This window comes from Arthrobacter sp. ISL-28, from assembly GCF_018613875.1.
Taxonomy (GTDB): Bacteria; Actinomycetota; Actinomycetes; order Actinomycetales; family Micrococcaceae; genus Arthrobacter.
This window is the reverse complement of the sequence record NZ_JAGGPJ010000016.1, coordinates 119,696-139,818: the sequence shown is the minus strand read 5'-3', so window position 1 is coordinate 139,818 and position 20,123 is coordinate 119,696. Positions and strand designations below refer to the sequence as shown.

Sequence of the window (20,123 nt, the reverse complement as noted above, 5' to 3'; positions counted from 1 at the left end):
TTCGCACCAGGGTTCAACGTCGCAACCCTGTCCGTGCTGTTGTACGTCACAGCGGCCGCCACCGTCGTCGCCCCGGCCTTCAACGTGAACGAGTTCGACGTGAGCGTCGACGCATCGATCGCCTCCGAGAACGACCCCGTCACATTCGCCGTCACCGCCACACCAGTCGCATCGGCTGACGGTGACGTACCCGTCACTGTCGGAGCCGACGTATCACCACCACCAGCCGTGGTGAAGGTCCACGTCTTATCAGACGCCAATGCGTTACCGGCAATATCCTTCAACCCATCGGAGCCGCCCTTGATCGTCGCCGTGTACATCGTATCCGATGCCAGGTCCGCATCCGGGTTCAACGTCGCAACCTTGTCCGTGCTGTTGTACGTCACGGCGGCCGGCACCGTCGTCGTCCCCGCCGTCAACGTGAACGTGTCGGACGTGAGCGTCGACGCATCCATCGCCTCCGAGAACGACCCCGTCACATTGGCCGTCACCGCCACGCCAGTCGCGTCAGCAGACGGAGACGTATCCGTCACTGTCGGAGCCGTCGTATCATCATCACCGCCACCGCCACCGCCGCCGCCGTCGCCGTCGCTGGGGTCGTAAAAGTGCCAGTACTGGCTTGTGGCGTTCACATCGGCGAGCACCAGCAGACCGCTGTTGGCCGTGCCCCGCGTCTCACTGTTGAGGTTCTGCTTCGTGGACGTTACGTTGTGGACATACTGGTCCGCGTCCACGATGCGATCCGTCTTAGAGGTGGTGAAGCTGATGTCGTCCAGCGGTGTGGACTTCTCGTAGATCGCACCCCCCGAGGTGGTGCAGACACCTCCGTTCGTCGTGCCACTGGGCTTCGGATAGGTAGCGAAGGTACGCAGCCTCCGCGTGCTCTCATCAATCAGGACGATCACCCGGTTCGGGCACTCCGCCACAGTCGCGATCGTGTGCGCCGACCAGGTCGTTCCAGTCAATTCCAACAGCTGGATCAGCGGCTGGGACGCGGACGTGAATGACGTCTTAACAGCGGCGAAAACCTGGCCAGCCGAGGAATCCATCCACTTCAGGTTCATATGGTCATCACCGCTGCGCTGCCCCTTCACCGCCGCCTCAGGAGCGGTCCAGTCGGTGTTCGGCGCTCCATCGACGTGGTAGCTCCAGTACATGCCGTCGGTGGCATCACCGACCTGCCGGCTCCACATCACACCCATCTTGCCGGGTCCGAACGCGATCACAGCCGAGGTGTCGTCGACAGCGACGTTGCTCAACGACGCTGGATGCGGGAACGGCGTCCCCCACGTCTTGCCATCCTCCTCCGTGACGTTCAGATAGATCCGGTTCCCCTGCTGCCAGGTGGCCCACACCCGACCCGTGGAGTCCTTATCGATGGTCAGGGTCTCAACGCGGTGGTTGTTGATGGTGGTAGAACTCTCCAGCGAGTACGTCTCCGCACTCGGGTCGTAGCTGTAACGCCGCATCGTCGTCGGAAAGTTCGGCTCAGCCGGCAGACCGTCGTTGACGAACAGATGGCTCGCCACATACAACGTCGTCCCGTCCCACAACACGTCATGATGAGTGTTCGCCCGCGTGTCCGTCGCCACACCCGTATCGACCCACGAGCTCGTCGCGGCATTGAACCGGAAGATATGAAAATCCGAGCTGGCAGTGTCCCACAGGTTCCCCCACCAGAGCCCGTCGTTGAACCACAACGCACTCTCCGCCCGCTTCGTACCCGTCGGCGTCCCCGTCCCCGAATGCGACGGCCCCTCAACCCCAACATCACCCGAGGCAGCCGACGCCGCAACCGGCACCACCAGAACACTACCCAGCGCAAGCAGCAGCACTGTCAGCAGTGCATGGAGCCGCAGATTCCGCGACGGTCGAAGACGAAGCCCAGCCGAGGGGCCACCTCCCCGCCTTATGCCAAGCCAGGAAGTCCTGCGACCTCTAAAACGCCCGCCCCGGTGAAAAAATGGATAGCCCAGCATCATTGCCCCCGTTGAATGTCGACTGCATAAGGACGGTCACTGGCCTCACCACTCATCGGAGTTGTTTGCCTATGCCAGTCCCGACCAACCTTCCCGGCTGGATACGAGAAACAGAAAGCGCCTGCTGCTGCTGTTTCTGACAACGTGCATGCACTTCCCCATCGGAACATGCTCGACTGAACACGTTGTAAAAAGCTTGGGACTTCTTGAAGCGGCCCCCGTGTTAGGGGTTAAGAGTCCTTGGAACCGGCAAGTCCCAATGCCCAAGAAGCGCTCCGTATCACACACTGATCACGGCGGTAATCATGATACTTAACCCGCGAGTCACACCCGAGGCTCCAGCCGGTCTTAGGACCTCGGCACCAGGTTGAACAGCGCCTTGCCTTCCGCCAGCCTCCTGATGTTGGCGGCTATGTCCGCCGCCCGTCGTTCGAATGTGATGCGCGCATGTCCGGAGTGGTGCGGGGTGAGAACGGTATTGGGCAGGGAGCCGAACGGCAGCTCGGCCGGAGGCACCACCCCGTCAGCAGGGGATCCCCACCACACGTCAATGCCCGCCCCGGCAATGCGCTGAGACTGCAGGGCGTCGAACAGCGCATGCTGGTCCACCACCGGCCCGCGTGCAACGTTAATAAGGAGCGCGGTGGGCTTCATGGCTGCCAGCTCCGCTCCGCCGATCATTCCCCTTGTGGAGTCGTCCAACGGCACAGTGACCACCACGACGTCAGAAGCAGCGAGCAGCTCCGCGAGCTGGTGGATTCCGCCCACCCAGGTCAGCGCGACGTCATCGGGGTTATAGGCGCCGGCATTCCTCCGGACGGCGCGGACATCCATGCCCAGGACGCCAGCCATCCGCGCCACCTCGGTCCCGATGGATCCCATTCCCACGAGTCCCATCGTCATTCCGCCCAGCGTCGGATGGAAAGGAACGTCCCGGTCGGTGGCAATGGTTTTCCAGCTGCCGCCGCGCAGAGCCCGGTCGGCCGCCAGGACATTGCGGGAGAGCATCAGCGTGAGCATCAGGACGTGTTCGGCGATAGGCCGCGCGTGGTGGAACGTGTTGGCAACAACGGCCTGCGGGGGCAGCCCCGGAAAGGAGATTTTGTCATAGCCGGCGCCTGTGACGTGCACCAGTTTCAGCCGGGCGGCGGCGCCCGCCTGCTGCCGACTCAACGCGGAACAAACGACGACGTCGGCACCCGCCAGCGCGTCCAGCTGGCGGTCCGGAGTCCAAGCCGCAGCCATATCCCAGTGGTGGGTGCCGCCGTCGTGCTTTAGCTGATCCGCAAAGCGGCTGATGATGGGGTCGGTGACCACAATCCTCAGGCTCTTCACTGAAGGCTCCCTTTCCATTGAGGGCTCCCTCTTTATTGCGGGCCTTGACGCGCTCACCGGTGTGCTCCTAGTTGCCGCTCGGTTAGGGGAAGTCCAGCGCGCCGGTCCTGTACCCTCCCTGTCGGGAGATGGTTCGGCAACTGCCATCCTGATGACCATAATGGGAGTAATTGATCCACGTCCAAGCTAATTTGTGTACCCGATCATCCATGAAAGGTATCGATGTTTACCTTGCCCCAGCTGGAGGCCTTCGTTGCGGTCGCTGAAGAACTGCATTTCGGTGCAGCAGCGGAAAGGCTCAACATGACGCAGCCTCCGCTGAGCCGGCAGATCCAGATCCTGGAGAAGAAGCTGGGGACGCAACTCTTCGGCCGCACCAGCCGCAAGGTCGAGCTGACACCGGCGGGCGCCATGCTGCTGCCCCGGGCGAGGCAGATCCTGGACCTGTGCATCAAGACCGAGTTGGATGTTCGCAGGGTTTCCTCGGGGGAGGTGGGAGCCATCACCGTGGGCTACACCGCGATTGCAGGCCAGAGCGCGCTGCCGCTGCTGCTGCGCCGGGCGGCTGACAGCATGCCCGGGGTCTCGTTTATGCTGCGGGAACTCGTGTCCACGGACCAGATGGACGGCCTGGTGAAGGGCAGTGTGGACATTGGCCTCTTGCGGCCGATTGTGGCCCGCCCGGGGATCGTGTCGCGGCCCCTCATGAAGGACCGCTTGGTCGTGGCGCTGCCCGCCGGGAGTTCACTGCTGGGAAGCCTGCCCATCAAGGAGGGTGCCCCGCTGCCCTTGGGAAGACTGGACCGCCTTCCCCTGCTGATGTATTCAACGAAGGAAGCCAGGTACTTTCACGATCTGGTGCTCCGCCTGTTTGCCAGCGCCGGGGCCCACGCGAACATCACCCAATATGCCAGCCAGATCCCGGCGCTGCTCGCTTTCGTCCAGGCCGGGCTGGGCGTCACGCTGGTGCCCGCGTCCGCCATGGCATCGGCGCCTGCAGGGGTTGAATTCCACGAAATCGATGGCAGCCACGGCATGCAGGAACTCAACCGGGTGGACCTTGAGCTGGCGTGGAACGAAGAGACGGCGAACCCCGCGGTCAGGCGGCTCCTCGAGCTTATCGATTCAGCCGGGTTCGCCGGGCCTGACCCCGCCGGGTTAGCGGGGCCGGATTCCGGCGGGCTGGCCGACGAGGACAGCTAGCCGGAGGCTACCTTGACCCGACGGCGGCCAGCCGGGATTGCGCTTCCGGGACCGCTTCTTCGCCAGGACGCGGCTCCGCCGCACCTCGTGCCCCGGGGGCCTTGCGCTCTTTGAGGAAGTACACGAGGCCCGCTGCCACCGTGGATGCTGCGGCCAAGGCGAAGAGTCCCGGCACGACGCTGCCGGCCTGCTCCTTGACGATGCCAAATCCGAACGGCGCCACAAAGCCGCCCAGGTTCCCGAGCGAATTGATGATGGCGATGGCCGGGGCAAGAACCAGAGGGTGCAGGCCCGATTGCGGAATGGTCCAGAAGAGCGGAGAGGCGCTCTTGAAGCCCATCGCGGCGACGGCCAGGAATACTAGCGCCAGGACGGGAGTGGCGACGGCTGCCGCAAAAGTTCCCACAGCTGCCACAAGCAGCGCAACCACCAGCAGCGGACGCTTGGACTTTGCCTTGTCCTGCCACTTGGCGGCGAAGTACATGGCGAAGACGGCGCACACCCACGGAATGGCGGAGAGGAAACCGACGCTCAGGTCCGTGGTGCCGGGGATCCGCCTCACGATGCTGGGCAGCCAGAAGGTGTTCGCATAAATCGACAGCTGCACCGAGAAGTAAATGCCGCACAGCAGGAGGATCTGTGGGTTGAGGAGCATCTTCCAGCGGTTGATTTTCACGCTTCCGGCGCCGCTGCCGGCGGAGTGCCGGGCGTCCTCCTCCTCAATGGCGCGGGAGAGGGCGAACTTTTCGTCTGCGGTCAGCCATTTTGCGTCGTGGATCCTGGCATCCAGAAGAAAGAACACCACGATGCCCACGGCAACCGACAGCAGGCCTTCTAAACCAAAGAGCCACTGCCAGCCGCGCAGGCCCAGGACGTCGTGGAGGCTGAGCAGCATTCCGGCGATGGGCCCGGACAATGCGGCGGCAACCGACGAGCCGGCGATGAAAATGGCCGTGGCCTTGCCACGCTGCCCTGCCGGCACCCAGCGGGCGAAGTAGAAGATGACGGCCGGGAAGAACCCGGCCTCGGCGGCACCGAGCAGGAAGCGCAGGACGTAGAACATCGTCTCGTTCCGGACAAACGCCATCAGGAAGGACGCGGTGCCCCAACTGATCATGATGCGCGTCAGCCACACCTTAGCGCCGAACTTCTCCATCATCACGTTGCTCGGAAGCTCGAAGATTGCGTAGGCGATGAAGAAAAGCCCCGCCCCGAAGCCGTAGGCAACCGCACCGATGCCGACGTCCGCCTGCAGGTGGTCCTGGGCGTAGCCGATGTTGGACCGGTTGAGCTGGTTGCACACGAGCATGACCAGCATGATGGGCAGCACCCGCCTGAAAAATTTCCGGGTGGCGGAAGCCAGACCCGTGACAGCGGTGCCTGCAGACTGCATGGGAAAATCCTCTTCGATTTGACGTGAACCTACCCGGCGCTGCCCGGCATGAGCGGGCGGACTGCCTTACCTTCCCGCACGGAACCGTCGTCGCGAGTTTGCCAGGTGGTTGCGCATGGCGGCCGACGACGACGACTCGTCACCTTCCGCAATAGCGGCATAGATGGAGCGGTGCTCGTGCACGACCTGATCGAAGTGGTCCCGGGCGTACTGTTCGGCCCCGGTCATCAGGCGAGTGCGCGGCATGGCGATCATGGTCTGGCCCAGTGAGGCCAGGCAGTCGGAGTAGAAAGGGTTTCCTGACGCAGCGGCAATTGCCCGATGGAATTCGTAGTCCGCCTTCATGGCGTGCGCCGGATGTTCCACACCGGCTGTGAATTCTTCCAGGGCCTTCAGGATGGTCCGGAGCTGACGATCTGTGTGGTTTCTCGCCGCCAGGGCAGCGGCTTCAGCTTCGACGCCGATCCGGAACTCAAGCAGGTGCAGCCGGTCTTCCATGGTGACCACTGACCTGGTGCCCTGACCCGCCGTCGGGCCCTCCGGCGGCGGGGTCAGCGCAAAGCTGCCCCGCCCCCGTTCAGTTTCCACGAGTCCCTCGGCCTGCAGCCGGGTGAGTGCGGCACGGACCACTGTCCGGCTCACGCCAAACTCGTTAATAAGGGTGTTTTCGCTCGGAAGCTTATCCCCGGGCTGGATGGCGCCGTCAACAATGCGGGTGCGAAGATCGGCGGCGAGGTCCGCGGTCAGATTCCGGCTCATGGGTTCAAGATTACGCGCCGAACTCCGCGGTCTCGGTGGTCCACGCACGGGCCTGATCGCTGAGCGTTACGCCGAGTCCGGGGCGGTCCGGAACCATCATGCGGCCGTTCTTGGTTTCGAGGCGTTCGTTGAATAGGGGATCGAGCCAGTCGAAGTGTTCGACCCAGGGTTCGCGCGGGTAGGCGGCAGCGAGGTGGAGGTGGATTTCCATGGCAAAGTGCGGGGCCAGCCCCAGACCGCGCTCGTCCGCGAGGGCGGCGAGCCGGAGGAACTGGGTGATGCCGCCGACGCGAGGTGCGTCGGGCTGGATGATGTCGCAGCCGTTGGCATTGATGAGGCCCTTGTGCTCGGCTACGGACGCGAGCATTTCACCCGTGGCGATGGGCGTGTCCAGGACCTGGGCCAAATGGGCGTGGCCTTCGAAGTCGTAGGCGTCCAGCGGCTCCTCGATCCAGATGAGGTTGAATTCCTCGAGATGGCGGCCCATGCGCAGGGCGGTGGCGCGGTCCCACTGCTGGTTGGCATCGACCATGAGCGGAACGTCCCAGCCGATGTGGTCGCGGATGCCGGCCACGCGGCGCAAGTCCTCGGCCGAGTCCGGGAGTCCCACCTTGATTTTGATGCCGCCGATGCCTTCGTTGATCGATTGCGTCGCCCGGGCTTTGACCTCGTCCAGCGTGGCATTCAGGAAGCCGCCGGAGGTGTTGTAGGTCTGAACGGAGTCGCGGTAGGACCCGAGGAGCTTGGCGAGGGGGAGTCCGGCGCGCTTGGCCTTGAGATCGTACAGGGCGATGTCGATGGCGGCGAGGGCCTGGGTGGCCACGCCGGAGCGGCCCACGGAGGCGCCGGCCCAGAGGAGCTTGGTATAGATCTTGCCGATGTCGTTGGGGTCCTCGCCGATGATGCCTTCGGCGACCTCCTTGGCGTGGGCGTACTGCGCGGGTCCGCCGGCGCGCTTGGAGTAGCTGAAGCCGAGGCCGGTGTGGCCCTGTTCGGTGGTGATTTCTGCGAAGAGGAAAACTACCTCGGTCATTGGCTTCTGACGTCCGGTGAATACCTTGGCGTCACTGATCGGGACGGCCAGCGGAAGCCTCGCGGTGGACAGTTTGACATGCCGGATCAGGTCAACGGTGCTCATGGTTCTCCTTGGAAGCGGAAGGGGGCAACATCGCCCGCACTTCTTAGGTTACAAGTAGCAAACTTGTATTACAAGTACGGGCCCTCGATTTACTACGGTGCGGAACGCGTACCTGCATCCGTGCCCGATCCTGACGTTGGAACGAAGTTCCAGTCGAACGACCCGTTGTCTCGGAGTGTCATCCGAAGGAACCCGTGAGTGTTGCTGAACCGCTTCACGATGTACGAGGGACTGCTAGTGAAGGAGCGGAGACCGATACCTCCCGTGGAAACCTGGAACGTCGTCATCCCGTCACTGACACACTGGTCAGCGTTGTTCACCGGACATGACCGTTCGTAGTTGTGTTGTGATCCTGACAGGGTCAGACGGACCCGGTGCTTCCACATCACGTCGATCCATGGCTTATGGTCAACCGACCGCTTATGTTCCTTGGTGTTCGACGTGAAGTACGGTTCATGGTGCACGACAGCCAGATGCTTACCCGCCGCCTTAGCTGCAGCGAGGTCCTTGTCCAGCCACGTCGTCAAGGCCCGAGCCTTCGTGGGGTTGTACCGCCAGTGCGCGGACGACAGGAACGCGAAGTGCCAGTTCCCGAAGTCCTTCGAGTACTGTTCCCCGTTCCCGATGAACCCACGCTGCTGGTTGATCGCAGCCTTCGCCGGAGCCCCGGGGCATTGGCCGTTCATGAAGTTGTCGAGGTCTTCGTTGCGGCCGGGTTTCCAGTCGTGGTTGGGAGCGGACACCCAGTACAACTTGGGCTTCGTGCCACCCCACAGCGGCGTCCAGTACTTCACGTAGTCAGCGCAGTACGCGGTGTCGTACTGGAAGTCCCCGAGCCCTAGGAACGCGTCAATCTCGTTTTTCTGCACGAGCCGGGTGATTGCCGCACCGTTCCGACCGGACGGGCTATCAGGCGCGTAGTTCTTGGGGCCGTTCATGTCACCGACAGCAGCGATCCGAACATCAGTGTTCGGAACATCAGTGTTCGGAACATCAGTTTTCCCACCGCCGATAGCGATCGCCGCGGCCGAAAGGCCAGCGACGCCCAAGAGGAAAGCGGACATTCCAGCGATAACACGATTGCGGCGCATGGGAGCGGGCCTCCCTTCATGGGGGTGCGGTGTGCACTGCTTCGGGGCAAATTTAGGTATGCCCAGTATGAACCTATCCCACCGCCCAGGCCACAATCAGCAGCGCCCCAACGCTCAGCACAGTGGTGCAGAGGATGACGTCCCTCGCTACGCTCATCCCCCGGCCATAGGGGGAGGCGAACAGGAACACATTCTGTGCTGTGGGGAGGGCCGCCATGATGACGCTCGCCAGGAGATGCTGGCCTTCGAGTCCAAAAACGAAGCGGCCCAGCGCCCACACGATCAGCGGCATGCCTGCGATTTTCAGGAAGGTTGCCACGAGCGTCTCGGTACGCCCGTCGTCTTTTTGGAGCGGGGCCCGCCCGGCAAGGGAGAGGCCAAAGGCCAGCAGCACCATGGGCACGGCGCCACCCGCCAGCATGTCGATCGGCTTCTGCAGCAGGTCAGGGGCCGTCCAGCCGGTCAGGGCAACGGCGGCGCCCAGCCCGGAGGCGATGATCATCGGGTTGGCGAACGGCTGGACCAGCAGACGCCGCCACGAAATCCTGGATCCACCCGCGAGCCCCAGCACCGTGAGGTAGAACGGCGCCATGACGAGGATCTGGACCAGCAGCACGGGCGCCACGTGCTGGGCAGTTCCCACCGCGTAGAGCGAAACCGGGATGCCGATGTTGTTCGCGTTGGCATAGCTGCTGGCCATTGCGCCGACGGCGGTTTCGGCGAGCGGCCGGCGGAAGAACAGGAAGCTCAGCAGGCAATAAAGAAGCCCCACTATCGCTGCGGAGAGCAGTGCTAGCGGGGCGTCAGTTCCGAGGGCCGCGCGGATGTCGCTGCCGGCCACCACGGTGAAGAGGAGGGCCGGGTTGGTGACGTAAAAGGCGGTGCGGGTCAGGGCACCTTGGACCTCCGGCCCCAGGATCCGCAGCCTTGCAGCGAGGTAGCCAACGGCAATGACAGCGGAAACGATGAGGATTCCGGAGACAACGCCGCCCACTCTGCGCCCTTCTATTTATGCGTTCCATATATGTGTCGAAATATCTGTCGAAGTTATCGGATCAGGAATGCGTTCCGCACGGCCGCCTCCTATTGCGGGAGGAGACCCGTGCGGAAGCGTGTGGACGTGCAGCGAACTGGCCCTGGCGGCCACGCACTACCCAACCAGCCTTACCGAACCAGGCAGGGCCGCTTCGGGTCGAAGGACCAGCCGTCGATGTAGAACTGCATGCCGACACTGTCGTCCCGGGCATCGAGGCCATGCTCAAGGTACAGCTGGTGTGCCTGGTCCAGCGCGTCGCGGTCCAGTTCGATGCCGAGTCCCGGTGCGTCCGGAACCGTGATGGCGCCGTCCCTGATTTGGAGCGGGTCCTTGGTGAGGCCCTGTCCGTCCTGCCAGATCCAGTGCGTGTCGAGGGCCGTGATCTCACCCGGTGCGGCCGCGCCCGTGTGGGTGAACATTGCGAGCGAGATGTCGAAATGGTTGTTGGAGTGCGAACCCCAGGTGAGGCCAAATTCGCTGCAGAGCTGCGCTACCCGGACGGAGCCATGCATGGTCCAGAAGTGCGGGTCCGCCAGGGGGATGTCGACGGCGTTGCTCCGGATTGCGTGCGACATCTCCCGCCAGTCCGTGGCGATCATGTTGGTGGCGGTCTTCAGGCCCGTGGCGCGGCGGAATTCCGCCATGACTTCCCGGCCGGAGAACCTGCCTTCAGCGCCGCAGGGATCTTCGGCATAGGCCACGATGCCCTGCATCCGCTTGCCCAGCCGGATGGCCTCCTCCAGCAGCCACCCGCCGTTCGGATCAAGGGTCACCCGCGCTTCGGGGAAGCGCTTGGCCAGCGCGGTCACGACGTCCACTTCGTCATCGCCGGCGAGCACGCCGCCCTTGAGCTTGAAGTCGCTGAAGCCGTACCGTTCCTGGGCGGCTTCCGCCAGCGCCACGACGGCTTCGGGGGTCATGGCCTCTTGGCGGCGCAGCTTCTCCCAACGGTCCGACGGCGCGTCCTCCAGGTACGGCAGGTCCGTCCTGCTGTGGTCACCGATGAAGAACAGGTAGCCGAGCATCGGCACCGAGGTCCGCTGCTGGCCGTCGCCCAGGAGTTCCGCGACAGGGACGCCGAGGAACTGGGCGTGCAGGTCCAGCAGGGCGGATTCGACGGCGGTGACCGCGTGGACGGTGGTGCGCAGGTCGAATGTCTGCAGGCCGCGGCCGCCGGCGTCGCGGTGGGCGAACTCCGCGGCGATTTCGCGCAGCAGCGAGCGGTAGCGTGCCACCGGCTTGCCGTTGATGAGGCCACCGGCTTCCTCGATGGTGGTGCGGATTTTCTCACCGCCGGGAACCTCGCCGAGGCCGGAGCGGCCATCCGAATCCGTCACGATGACAACGTTCCTGGTGAAGAACGGTCCATGCGCGCCGCTGAGGTTCATCAGCATGCTGTCGTGTCCCGCGACCGGAACCACTTCGATGCGGGTGATGGTGGGCTGGGCGGTCATGCGTTGACCTCCTCTTTCTCCTCGGCTGCCTCAACAACTGTGCCATTGATCCGGCGGTTGAGCTGCCACGGGTTCGCGTCGTGCAGCGGCACGGGCAGCAGTTCCTGCGGGAGGTTTTGGTACGCCACGGGACGCAGGAATCGGTTGATCGCGAGCGTTCCCACGGAGGTGGTCCGGCTGTCGGACGTTGCCGGGAACGGGCCGCCGTGGACCATGGCGTGGCCGACTTCGACGCCGGTGGGCCACCCGTTGACGATGATGCGGCCGACTTTCTGCTCCAGTGCCGGGATGAGGGGCGCCGCCGTGGGGTAGTCCGCTGCGGTGAGCTGCAGCGTCGCTGTGAGCTGGCCTTCGAGCCGGCTGATGGCCTCGAGGAGTTCCTCGGTGGTGGAGTAGCGGATCACCAGGCTGGCGGCGCCGAAGATTTCGGCGTGCAGCACGTGGTTGGACACGAAGTTGCTGATCTCGGTGCGGAAGATGGCGGGTGCCGGGGCGTTTTTCGTGGCGCCTTCGGTGCCCTGTCCGACCAGGCTGACGTTGTCGGCGGAGCCGAGCGCCTCGGCGCCGGAGTTCCAGGACGCGGCGATGCCTTCGGTGAGCATGGTCTGGCCGGCGCAGGCGGAGACGGCACGTCCGACGGCGGCAGCAAGTTTGTCGCCTGCCTCACCGGCGGGGGCGAACAGCAGGCCGGGGGAGGTGCACAGCTGTCCGGAGCTGCCGGTGACGGCAGCAACATACTGCTGGGCCAGCGCATCGACGTCTCCGTTGAGGGCGCCGGGGAAGACGAACACAGGGTTGAGCGAGGACATCTCCGCGTAGACGGGGATGGGCTCGGCCCGGGCGGCGGCGGTGCGCATCAGGGCGATGCCGGCGGCCTGTGACCCGGTGAAGCCGACTGCCTTGATGGCGGGGTCCGCGACGAGAGCCTGGCCGATGCTGCTGCCGGGGCCGTAGATAAGGGAGAAGACGCCGGGGTGCAGTCCGTTGTCCTTGACGGCTTTGGCGATGGCCTGGCCGACGAGCTCGCTGGTGCCGGGGTGGGCATTGTGTGCCTTGAAGACAACCGGGCAGCCGGCGGCGAGGGCTGACGCCGTGTCTCCCCCCGCCGTCGAGAAGGCCAGCGGGAAGTTGCTGGCGCCGAAAACGGCCACCGGGCCGAGCGGGATCTGACGCTGGCGGATATCGGCACGGGGCAGCGGAGCGCGCTCCGGAAGGGCCGGATCGATCCGGACGCCGCGGAAGTCGCCCTGGCGGACCACCTTCGCGAAAAGGCGCAGCTGGCCGGTGGTGCGGGCGCGTTCGCCCTGGAGCCTTGCGGCGGGCAGCCCGGTTTCCTGGCCTGCCCGGATGATCAGTTCCTCGCCAATGGCCTCGATGTTGTCCGCGATGGCCTCGAGGAACCCGGCGTGGGTTTCCGGATCGAGGGCGCTGAAGGAGGCGTACGCTTCATCGGCAGCGCTGGTGGCCGTCTTGAGCTGTTCCTCTGTGATCAGCGTGTAGGCCGGTTCGAGCTGTTCGTTGGTGGCGGGGTTGAAGCCGGCGGCGGTCTTGCCCTCGCCGGCAACCTGCTGCCCGGCGATAAGTGAATGTCCGGTGAGCGTCATGTGCTTCCTCCTAGGAGACGGTGATGATCAGGAGACGGTGGCGATGAGTGCTTTGAGGTCGGCGAGGTCCTGCGGTGCCAGGTTCTGCAGCGGCGGGCGGACGCGGCCGGCCGAGCGGCCGATGGCGTCGAGGCCGGCCTTGACGATCGAGACGGAGTACCCCTTGACCCGGTCGCGGATGTCCAGGTAGGGGATCACGAACTCATTGAGCTTCTGGTTGACCGCCGCGCGGTCCTGGTTGCGGACGTCCTGGTAGAAGTCCAGGGCGAACTGGGGAACGAAGTTGTACATGGCACTGGAGTAGGTGCTCATGCCCAACTGCAGGAGTGGGAGCGCGAAGGTTTCCGCGGTGGGGAGGCCGCCGAGGTAGAACAGTCGGTCGCCGAGCCTGGCGTAGACGCGGGCGTCGTGTTCGAGGTCGCCCACGCCGTCCTTGAAGCCGATCAGGTTTTCGTGCCGGTCCGCCAGCGTGGCCACGGTGGTGTCCTTGTAGATCGCGTTGGCACGGTTATAGATGATCACGCCGAGTGAAGTGGCCTTGCAGACCGCGCTGACGTGCTCGATCAGGCCGCCCTGGTCTGCTTCGGTCAGGTAGGGCGGGAGGAGCAGGATGCCTTCGGCGCCTGCGGCTTCCGCGGCCTCGGCGTTTTCAATGGCCTGGGCGGTTGAACCGCCGGCGGAAGCCAAAACCGGCACGGTGTTGCCCACTTCTTCGACGGCGGCGCGCACCACGCGCTCCGATTCGGCAGGAGTCAGGGAGAAGCCTTCGCCGGTTCCGCCGGCCGCGAAGAGCCCTGCCACGGGGAAGCTTGCCTGCCACGCCAGGTGCTTGCGGTAGTTTTCCTCGTCGAACTGGAGCTGCGCGTCGAATGACGTGACCGGGAAGGAGAGCAGCCCTTCCTTGAGGATGTTTGCGAGTTCCTGGGGTGAGTACTTTGCCACGGGATGGTCCTTGAAGTTGGCGCCGCGGGCGGCGGAGTGGTGTGGTTCCAATTCAGACTAGGCAGCCCTTCAATGTCTGTCTAAGCCTATTTATGTATGGGTTGATACCCTTTGTGCATCGCTGTGCAGCGGGGTCAGTCGGTGGTTCTGCTTCCCGGAGGGCTGTTCCGGTCATTCACCACCGCGGCGTTATCAGTTCATAGTCGGGGTGGAGGCTCTGCATGTAGCCGGTGTCGTCGCGGTTGAGCATGCCAGACTGCAGGTACTGCTCGTGGAGGCGGGCCAGGGCATCTCGGTCCAGTTCCACACCCAGTCCGGGTGCGGTTGGAACGCCGACCGCGCCGTTGCGGAAAACGAGGGGGCCGGGAATGATGACATCTTCCCCGGGGTCCTTCCACGGCCAGTGTGTATCGCACGCATAGTCCAGGTTCGGGGTGGCGGCGGCCAGATGAACCATGGCGGCCAGGCTGATGCCCAGGTGCGAGTTGGAGTGCATGGACAACCCAAGGCCAAAGGTTTCCGATATGCCGGCAAGGGCTTGGGACCGCCGAAGGCCGCCCCAGAAGTGGTGGTCCGAGAGGATGACGTCCACGGCGCCGGCTTCAATGGATGGAGGCACATCGCCGAAGCTGACGACGCACATGTTGGTCGCGAGGGGCATGGACACGTTGCGGCGCACCTCAGCCATGCCGGCGAGGCCCTGCGTGGGGTCCTCAAGATATTCCAGGACCCCGTCGAGTTCCTTGCCCACCCGAATGGAGGTGTCTACCGTCCAGGCTGCATTGGGGTCGATGCGCAGCGGCAGGTGCGGGAATTCGGCCCGGAGTGCCCTGATGGCCTCCACTTCCTGCTCGGGAGGGAACACGCCTGCCTTGAGCTTCAGGGCGGTGAATCCGAACTCGTCCACCATGCGGCGGGCCTGCCGGACGATTCCTTCCGGATCCAGCGCCGCTCCCCAGGAGTCCTCCTCGTGGCCGGGGTGCCCTGCCCATTTGTAGAAAAGGTATCCGCTGAAGGGAATCTCGTCCCGGACCGCACCTCCGAGCAGGTCGCTTACAGGACGCCCAAGAACCTTTCCCTGGATATCCAGAGCAGCCACATCGAAGGGCGACAGCACCCGGTCAGGCGTGCTGGAGCCGGTCACCATGCCCGACATCCCGTGGCCGCCGACGGTGGTGTCGGCGTTGAGAGCCCTGGTGACCCGCTGGCGCATCTCATTGATGTTGAAGACGTCGGTCCCGGCCAGGGCCTCTGCGGCGAGTTGCAGCCGGCTCAGGTGCGGGGCGTCCCCGTAGGTCTCGCCGAGGCCCGAGGTGCCGGCGTCCGTGGTGATTTCCACGATGGCCCGCAGCGCAAACGGCTCGTGCACGCCCACCGCGTTAAGAAGGGGCGGATCCTTGAATGCCACCGGGGTGACGGCGATGTCCTTGATGCGGTGTGGCCCGATTGGGCTGAGAGGGTGGTTCACGGCGCTGTTAACTCCTGGCTTCATAGCCCGGGCGGATGAGGTAGCTGCCGGGCGTGGACTGCAATGGGTGGGGGTTAGGGTCTTTCCCGGACTTTGACTGCCAGCACTGGCCGGTCGGCCTGCAGCAGGATCCGTTGGGAGTGGCTTCCGAGGATGAACTTCCCTACCTGCGACCTCCTGCGGAGGCCAATGACGATCAGGGAAGCGTCGATTTCGTCGGCGATGTCAATAAACTCGTCGGTCAGATCGTCGGTGTGGCCGGGCTGCCGGATCGTGGCCTGGACTCCGGCCACTTCGGCCCGCCGCAGCAGCTCGGCGACCTGTTCCACCGAGGCGAGGGCAGCGTCCACGGGTGCTCCCTTGCGCGGTGAATTCAGAATGACGATGCTCTCGCGTCGCAGCCGGCCTTCGGCAATGCCTGCCTCTAGCGCCGCCTCGCCTTCAGGGGTGGGCACATAGCCGACCAGAATTGTCATACTCGTTCCTTTTCCTCGTGCAGCGCCTCAACCGGGCGTGCGGGGGTGCGGGTCTTCCTGACGGCCTTCTGGAGCAGCGGCAAGAGCATCACCGCAAGGAAAGCGAGCAGCAGGACACCGGAGATGGGCCGGCCAACGAAACCGGCGGGATCGCCTCCGAAGACAAGGAGGGAGCGCCTCAGGTTTTCCTCGAGGAGGGAACCGAGGACGAAGGCCAGGACCAGCGGGCCGGGCTCGAAGCCGAACTTTTTCATCATGTATCCGAGAAGGCCGAAGGCGATGACCAGCCAGATATCAAAGATGCTGTTGTTGATGGTGTAGACACCGATCAGCGTGATGAGCACCGTGATCGGGGCGAGGATAGCCGCCCGGACCCGCAGTATCTTCACGAAGATGCCGACCAGGGGGATGCTCATGATAAGCAGCAGGATGTTGCCGATGTACATCGAGTTGACCACGCCCCAGAAGAGTTCCGGATCGTTCTGGACGAGCTGCGGCCCGGGCGTGACGCCCTGGATCAGCAGCGCGCCGAAGATGATGGCCATCGTGGCATTGGCGGGAATGCCAAGGGTCAGGAGCGGAATGAAGGAGGACGTGGCCGCGGCGTTGTTGGCGCTTTCCGGCGCGGCAACACCTTCGACGGCGCCACGGCCGAAGCGTTCGGGGTTCCTGGCCCGCTTCTTCTCCATGGCGTAGGCCGCGAGTGAGGCGATTGTTGCGCCGCCGCCGGGCAGAATCCCGAGGAAGAAGCCCAGCACGGAGCCCCTGCCGATTGCCCCGGACGATTCCTTCAGGTCCTTGCGGGAGGGCCAGACGTTCGCCACCTTGGCCGGCGCCTGGACCTTGTTGTGGCGCTCCTCAAGGTTGTACAGGATTTCACCCAGGCCGAAGATGCCCATGGCGATCGGCACGAAGTCGAGGCCGTCGGCGAGGGACAGGTTGTCGAACGTGAACCGCGCCTCGCCGGTGAACGTGTCGCGTCCGACCGTTGCCAGCAGCAGTCCGAGGGAAGCCGCGATGATGGACTTCAGCTTGCTACCGTTGCTGACTGTTGCCACCAGCAGGATGCCCAGCATGGCCAGGGCAGTGTATTCCGGGGGGCCGAAGTCGAGCGCGAATCCGGCGACGATCGGTGCCAAAAGGGTCAGTCCGATGATCGCGACCGTGCCGCCGAAGAAGGAACCGATGGCCGCAATGCCGAGAGCCGTGCCTGCCCTCCCCTGACGGGCAAGGGCGAAGCCGTCAAAGACTGTCACCACGGAGGATGCTTCGCCGGGCAGCCGGAGAAGCACGGACGTGATGGTTCCGCCGTACTGGGCCCCGTAGAAGATGCCCGAAAGCATGATGATAGCTGTGACGGGCTCGACGCCGTAGGTCAGCGGAAGGAGTATGGCGATGGTCGCGGCTGGGCCCAGCCCGGGCAGTACGCCGATGAGCATGCCGATAACGACGCCGATGAGGCAGTAAAGCAGGTTCGTTGGTTCCAGCACGACGCCGAAACCATTGATGACCGGTGCAAGAAAGTCCATGAGATTCCCTAGAACAGATGTGGGATGGGCACGCTAAGCGCCACGACGAAGATCAGGTAGAAGGCGGCTGTCACGGCGAAGCTGAGCAGGACAGACATCCGCCACGTTTCCTTGCCCAGGAACTTCAACCAGATAAAGGTCAGCAGCAGGGTGGGGATTTCAAAGCCCGTCACTCCGACCACCAGGACGAAGCCGACCAGGGTCGCTATCCCGGCGGCAACCTGCCAGCTCGACGATGAGAACGCCTCGGCATCCAGCTTCTTCCGGCCGAAAAGGAGGAGGGCCACGGACATCGTGATCATGACGAGGCTGATGATGAACGGCCACAGCCCCGGCTCGGGCTTTTCGGGGCTGCCAAGCCCCATGCCCATCGACGTGATCAGGCCTGCAGTGCCAAGCCCGGCTGCTGCGACGGCGGCGGCGACATTGGCCAGCGGGCCGGCGTGCGGGGGACGTTCCTCCTCCCACTCCGCGGCCAGCTGTTCCGGTGTCAACGGCTCCGCGAGCTCATCGGCGATTGCCGGAGAAGTGCCGTTCCCGGCGGCAGCGTGCCGGACGCTGCCGCCGGAAGGGACTGCTTCATTTGATGCGGAAATCACTTGCCGCCGCCAAGGTCGACGTTGTACTTCACGGTCAGCTCCTTGTACTTGGCCGCGTCGGCGGCCCAGTCTTTGGCGACCTGGTCGCCGTCGATCTCTGCAGCAGTGAAGAGGTTCTGCTTGTTGAAGGCCTTGTAGGCGTCGGATTCGAACGCCTTCTTGAAGGACTCACGCAGCTTCGTCACGACAGCTTCGGGAGTGCCCTTCGGGGCCGCCACTGCGCGGAACTGGGACACCGGGACGTCGTAGCCGGCCTCGACGGCGGTGGGGGTGTCGGGCAGGTATTGGTTGCGTTCCTTCGAAAAGACCACGATCGGGTTGAGCTTGCCGGCCTTGATCTGGGGCATGGCTTCGGCGAGCTGGATCGTCGCCAGATCAACCTGGTTTCCGAGGAGCGCCGTCATGGCGGGGGAACCGCCGTCGAAAGGAACGTCGGTGCCGTCGATCTTCGCCTGCTTGAACAGCAGGGCCTGCGCCAGCTGGCTGCCGGTTCCGACGCCGGTTGTGGCGAAGTTGAACTTCTTGCCTGCCTTGGTCAGGTCATCCATGGTCTTCATGCCGGAGCTTGCATTGGAGACCAGGACGTAGTCGTCCTGGGAGATTCCGGTGATGACCTCGTAGTCCTCGATCTGTACCGTCTCACCGGCGGACACGGCCAGCGGGGTGATGGCGAACAGGGAGGCGTTCAGGATGACGAGCGACTGTCCGTCCGGATTCGCGCCGCCGACTTCCTTCGTGGCCAGCGCGCCGTTCGCGCCCGGCTTGTTGACGACGGGAATCGGAGCTCCGAGGGGTCCGCTGGCGTTCTCAGCCAGTGCACGGCCGATCAGGTCCGTGCTTCCGCCGGGGTCGGCGCCGATGGTGAGAGTGACCGGGCCAGACGGGAATTTGCTCGCGTCCGCTGACGAGCCGGTGCCTGCGACGTTGCCGCCGCAGGCGGTCAGGGCGAGGGCGAGGGCCAGGCCAGACCCCGTAGCCAGAAGGGACCGACGTGTGAATGCCGACTTGATCATGAATTCTCCTTTGAATGTTTGCCGCTGGGGGGAGCGGAAGTCGTGCGCCCGTGAATTCCGTCACTCCCAGGGCTGCTACTGAAGATTAGAGTTCGTCAGCAATGCCTGTCCAAGGTCATTAATGCATTGCGTGATACCCTCTCGGTATTATGTATTCCCTGGAACAGCTACGCGGCTTCGTGGCCGTCGCAGAAGAGCTGCATTTTGGCCGTGCTGCCGCCCGCCTCAACATGACCCAGCCGCCCTTGAGCCGGCAGATCCAGAAACTGGAAAAGGCCATCGGGGTGCAGCTGTTTGACCGCGACAACCGCGGAGTCGCCCTGACGGCCGCCGGATCGGCCTTCCTGGCGGATGCGCTCAAGCTGTTGGAGCTCGCCGAGGCCGCCCCGGGCCTGGCTCGCCGGATCTCCGCGGGATCCGCCGGCTCCGTCCGGATTGGATTTACCGCCGCCTCCACGTTCGGACTCCTCGGTGCCCTCCTAAATGAAATTTCCGGGGCGCTGCCCGATGTGGACATCGACCTGAGGGAGATGGTCACCAAGGACCAGACGGCGGCGCTGATCAGCGGTGACATCGACCTTGGGCTGGCGCGTCCGCCGTTTGACGACGAGCTGTTCGGTTCCCGCCTGCTGTTTCGCGAACCGATCATGGTGGCAGTTCCCTCAGGGCACCGCTTGACGCAACTCAACCGGCAGCTGACGGCGGAGGACCTGCACGGTGAGGGCCTCATCATGCACTCGCCCACGCAGGCCCGCTACTTCTACGACCTGGTGATCAGCCTGGTGTCCTCGCACCGGACGTTCGTGCACACCGTCAGCCAGATTCTGACCATGATCTTTCTCGTTGCCGCAGGCCGCGGCGTTGCACTTGTGCCCCAGTCAGCGACAGTTCTGGGCATTGAAGGGGTGGAATATATCGAGCTGGGCGGCTTTGACGTAGATCCTGTGGAGCTCCACGCCATCTGGATGCGCAACTCCCGCAATCCGGCACTCCACCGCGTGCTGGAGGTCATCAACGAACAGGCAGACTAGAACGCCGGGATCAAGAGCTTTGGACCGACTGTAAGAATATTGTTGAACAATCTTTAAATTTCAGGCATGATGG

The 20,123-nt window shown here is 64.2% G+C and carries 17 protein-coding genes; 2 read left to right on the top strand and 15 right to left on the bottom strand.

What is annotated here, in order from left to right; genetic code table 11:
• Nucleotides 1–1,835, bottom strand: a 1,835-nt coding sequence (locus tag J7E80_RS13620; protein WP_311380834.1) for an Ig-like domain-containing protein, incomplete at its 3' end; no start/stop codon positions are given.
• Nucleotides 1,836–2,327: 492 nt separating this feature from the next.
• The gene (locus tag J7E80_RS13615; protein WP_215052373.1) at nt 2,328–3,332 is read right to left on the bottom strand and encodes a 2-hydroxyacid dehydrogenase; all 1,005 of its coding nucleotides are present in this window, start codon (nt 3,330–3,332) and stop codon (nt 2,328–2,330) included.
• 204 nt (nt 3,333–3,536) lie between these two features.
• Between J7E80_RS13615 and J7E80_RS13610 the strand changes: the two genes are divergently transcribed.
• A complete protein-coding gene (locus J7E80_RS13610; protein WP_215052371.1) occupies nt 3,537–4,517 on the top strand; it encodes a LysR family transcriptional regulator in 981 nt (326 codons plus the stop codon).
• A gap of 7 nt (nt 4,518–4,524) precedes the next feature.
• On the opposite strand, the gene J7E80_RS13605 is transcribed toward J7E80_RS13610, so the two are convergent.
• The 13 genes from J7E80_RS13605 to J7E80_RS13545 form a co-directional block, all read right to left on the bottom strand.
• Nucleotides 4,525–5,910 carry an MFS transporter gene (locus tag J7E80_RS13605; RefSeq protein ID WP_215052369.1) on the bottom strand — a complete coding sequence of 462 codons (1,386 nt, stop codon included), beginning with the start codon at nt 5,908–5,910 and terminating at the stop codon, nt 4,525–4,527.
• Nucleotides 5,911–5,976: 66 nt separating this feature from the next.
• Nucleotides 5,977–6,669: a FadR/GntR family transcriptional regulator gene (locus J7E80_RS13600; protein ID WP_215052367.1), complete on the bottom strand. Its 693-nt coding sequence runs from the start codon at nt 6,667–6,669 to the stop codon at nt 5,977–5,979.
• 10 nt (nt 6,670–6,679) lie between these two features.
• Nucleotides 6,680–7,807: an L-talarate/galactarate dehydratase gene (locus J7E80_RS13595; RefSeq protein ID WP_215052365.1), complete on the bottom strand. Its 1,128-nt coding sequence runs from the start codon at nt 7,805–7,807 to the stop codon at nt 6,680–6,682.
• Nucleotides 7,808–7,899: 92 nt separating this feature from the next.
• The gene (locus tag J7E80_RS13590) at nt 7,900–8,898 is read right to left on the bottom strand and encodes a hypothetical protein (protein WP_215052363.1); all 999 of its coding nucleotides are present in this window, start codon (nt 8,896–8,898) and stop codon (nt 7,900–7,902) included.
• Between the two features lie 73 nt (nt 8,899–8,971).
• Nucleotides 8,972–9,892: an AEC family transporter gene (locus J7E80_RS13585; protein WP_215052362.1), complete on the bottom strand. Its 921-nt coding sequence runs from the start codon at nt 9,890–9,892 to the stop codon at nt 8,972–8,974.
• Nucleotides 9,893–10,062: 170 nt separating this feature from the next.
• Nucleotides 10,063–11,388 (bottom strand): enolase C-terminal domain-like protein, encoded by a 1,326-nt coding sequence (locus tag J7E80_RS13580; protein WP_215052360.1) that lies wholly within the window; start codon nt 11,386–11,388, stop codon nt 10,063–10,065.
• Nucleotides 11,385–12,992, bottom strand: a complete 1,608-nt coding sequence (locus J7E80_RS13575) for an aldehyde dehydrogenase (NADP(+)) (protein ID WP_215052358.1) — start codon at nt 12,990–12,992, stop codon at nt 11,385–11,387. The genes J7E80_RS13580 and J7E80_RS13575 overlap by 4 nt, the downstream gene beginning before the upstream one ends.
• A gap of 27 nt (nt 12,993–13,019) precedes the next feature.
• Complete coding sequence (kdgD, locus tag J7E80_RS13570; RefSeq protein ID WP_215052402.1) at nt 13,020–13,934, bottom strand: 5-dehydro-4-deoxyglucarate dehydratase; 915 nt, start codon at nt 13,932–13,934, stop codon at nt 13,020–13,022.
• A gap of 175 nt (nt 13,935–14,109) precedes the next feature.
• Nucleotides 14,110–15,402 (bottom strand): glucarate dehydratase family protein, encoded by a 1,293-nt coding sequence (locus tag J7E80_RS13565; RefSeq protein ID WP_396020776.1) that lies wholly within the window; start codon nt 15,400–15,402, stop codon nt 14,110–14,112.
• 74 nt (nt 15,403–15,476) lie between these two features.
• On the bottom strand, nt 15,477–15,878 hold the full coding sequence (locus tag J7E80_RS13560) for a universal stress protein (RefSeq protein WP_215052354.1): 402 nt from the start codon (nt 15,876–15,878) through the stop codon (nt 15,477–15,479).
• Nucleotides 15,875–17,407: a tripartite tricarboxylate transporter permease gene (locus J7E80_RS13555; RefSeq protein ID WP_215052352.1), complete on the bottom strand. Its 1,533-nt coding sequence runs from the start codon at nt 17,405–17,407 to the stop codon at nt 15,875–15,877. Before J7E80_RS13555 ends, J7E80_RS13560 begins: the two co-directional genes overlap by 4 nt.
• Before the next feature lie 8 nt (nt 17,408–17,415).
• Nucleotides 17,416–18,006 (bottom strand): tripartite tricarboxylate transporter TctB family protein, encoded by a 591-nt coding sequence (locus J7E80_RS13550; protein ID WP_311380833.1) that lies wholly within the window; start codon nt 18,004–18,006, stop codon nt 17,416–17,418.
• Nucleotides 18,003–19,019, bottom strand: a complete 1,017-nt coding sequence (locus J7E80_RS13545; RefSeq protein ID WP_251036848.1) for a tripartite tricarboxylate transporter substrate binding protein — start codon at nt 19,017–19,019, stop codon at nt 18,003–18,005. The genes J7E80_RS13550 and J7E80_RS13545 overlap by 4 nt, the downstream gene beginning before the upstream one ends.
• A gap of 149 nt (nt 19,020–19,168) precedes the next feature.
• Here J7E80_RS13545 and J7E80_RS13540 point away from each other — a divergent pair, with 149 nt between their 5' ends.
• Entirely contained in the window at nt 19,169–20,050 is an 882-nt protein-coding gene (locus J7E80_RS13540) for a LysR family transcriptional regulator (RefSeq protein WP_215052350.1), read from the top strand.
• Nucleotides 20,051–20,123 lie beyond the last annotated feature (73 nt).

Bases quoted from the DNA above. Each gene is read 5' to 3' on its own strand.
- J7E80_RS13615 (WP_215052373.1), bottom strand. From the start codon at position 3,332: ATGGAAAGGGAGCCTTCAGTGAAGAGCCTGAGGATTGTGGTCACCGAC.
- J7E80_RS13610 (WP_215052371.1), top strand. From the start codon at position 3,537: ATGTTTACCTTGCCCCAGCTGGAGGCCTTCGTTGCGGTCGCTGAAGAA.
- J7E80_RS13605 (WP_215052369.1), bottom strand. From the start codon at position 5,910: ATGCAGTCTGCAGGCACCGCTGTCACGGGTCTGGCTTCCGCCACCCGG.
- J7E80_RS13600 (WP_215052367.1), bottom strand. From the start codon at position 6,669: ATGAGCCGGAATCTGACCGCGGACCTCGCCGCCGATCTTCGCACCCGC.
- J7E80_RS13595 (WP_215052365.1), bottom strand. From the start codon at position 7,807: ATGAGCACCGTTGACCTGATCCGGCATGTCAAACTGTCCACCGCGAGG.
- J7E80_RS13590 (WP_215052363.1), bottom strand. From the start codon at position 8,898: ATGCGCCGCAATCGTGTTATCGCTGGAATGTCCGCTTTCCTCTTGGGC.
- J7E80_RS13580 (WP_215052360.1), bottom strand. From the start codon at position 11,388: ATGACCGCCCAGCCCACCATCACCCGCATCGAAGTGGTTCCGGTCGCG.
- J7E80_RS13575 (WP_215052358.1), bottom strand. From the start codon at position 12,992: ATGACGCTCACCGGACATTCACTTATCGCCGGGCAGCAGGTTGCCGGC.
- J7E80_RS13560 (WP_215052354.1), bottom strand. From the start codon at position 15,878: ATGACAATTCTGGTCGGCTATGTGCCCACCCCTGAAGGCGAGGCGGCG.
- J7E80_RS13555 (WP_215052352.1), bottom strand. From the start codon at position 17,407: ATGGACTTTCTTGCACCGGTCATCAATGGTTTCGGCGTCGTGCTGGAA.
- J7E80_RS13545 (WP_251036848.1), bottom strand. From the start codon at position 19,019: ATGATCAAGTCGGCATTCACACGTCGGTCCCTTCTGGCTACGGGGTCT.
- J7E80_RS13540 (WP_215052350.1), top strand. From the start codon at position 19,169: ATGTATTCCCTGGAACAGCTACGCGGCTTCGTGGCCGTCGCAGAAGAG.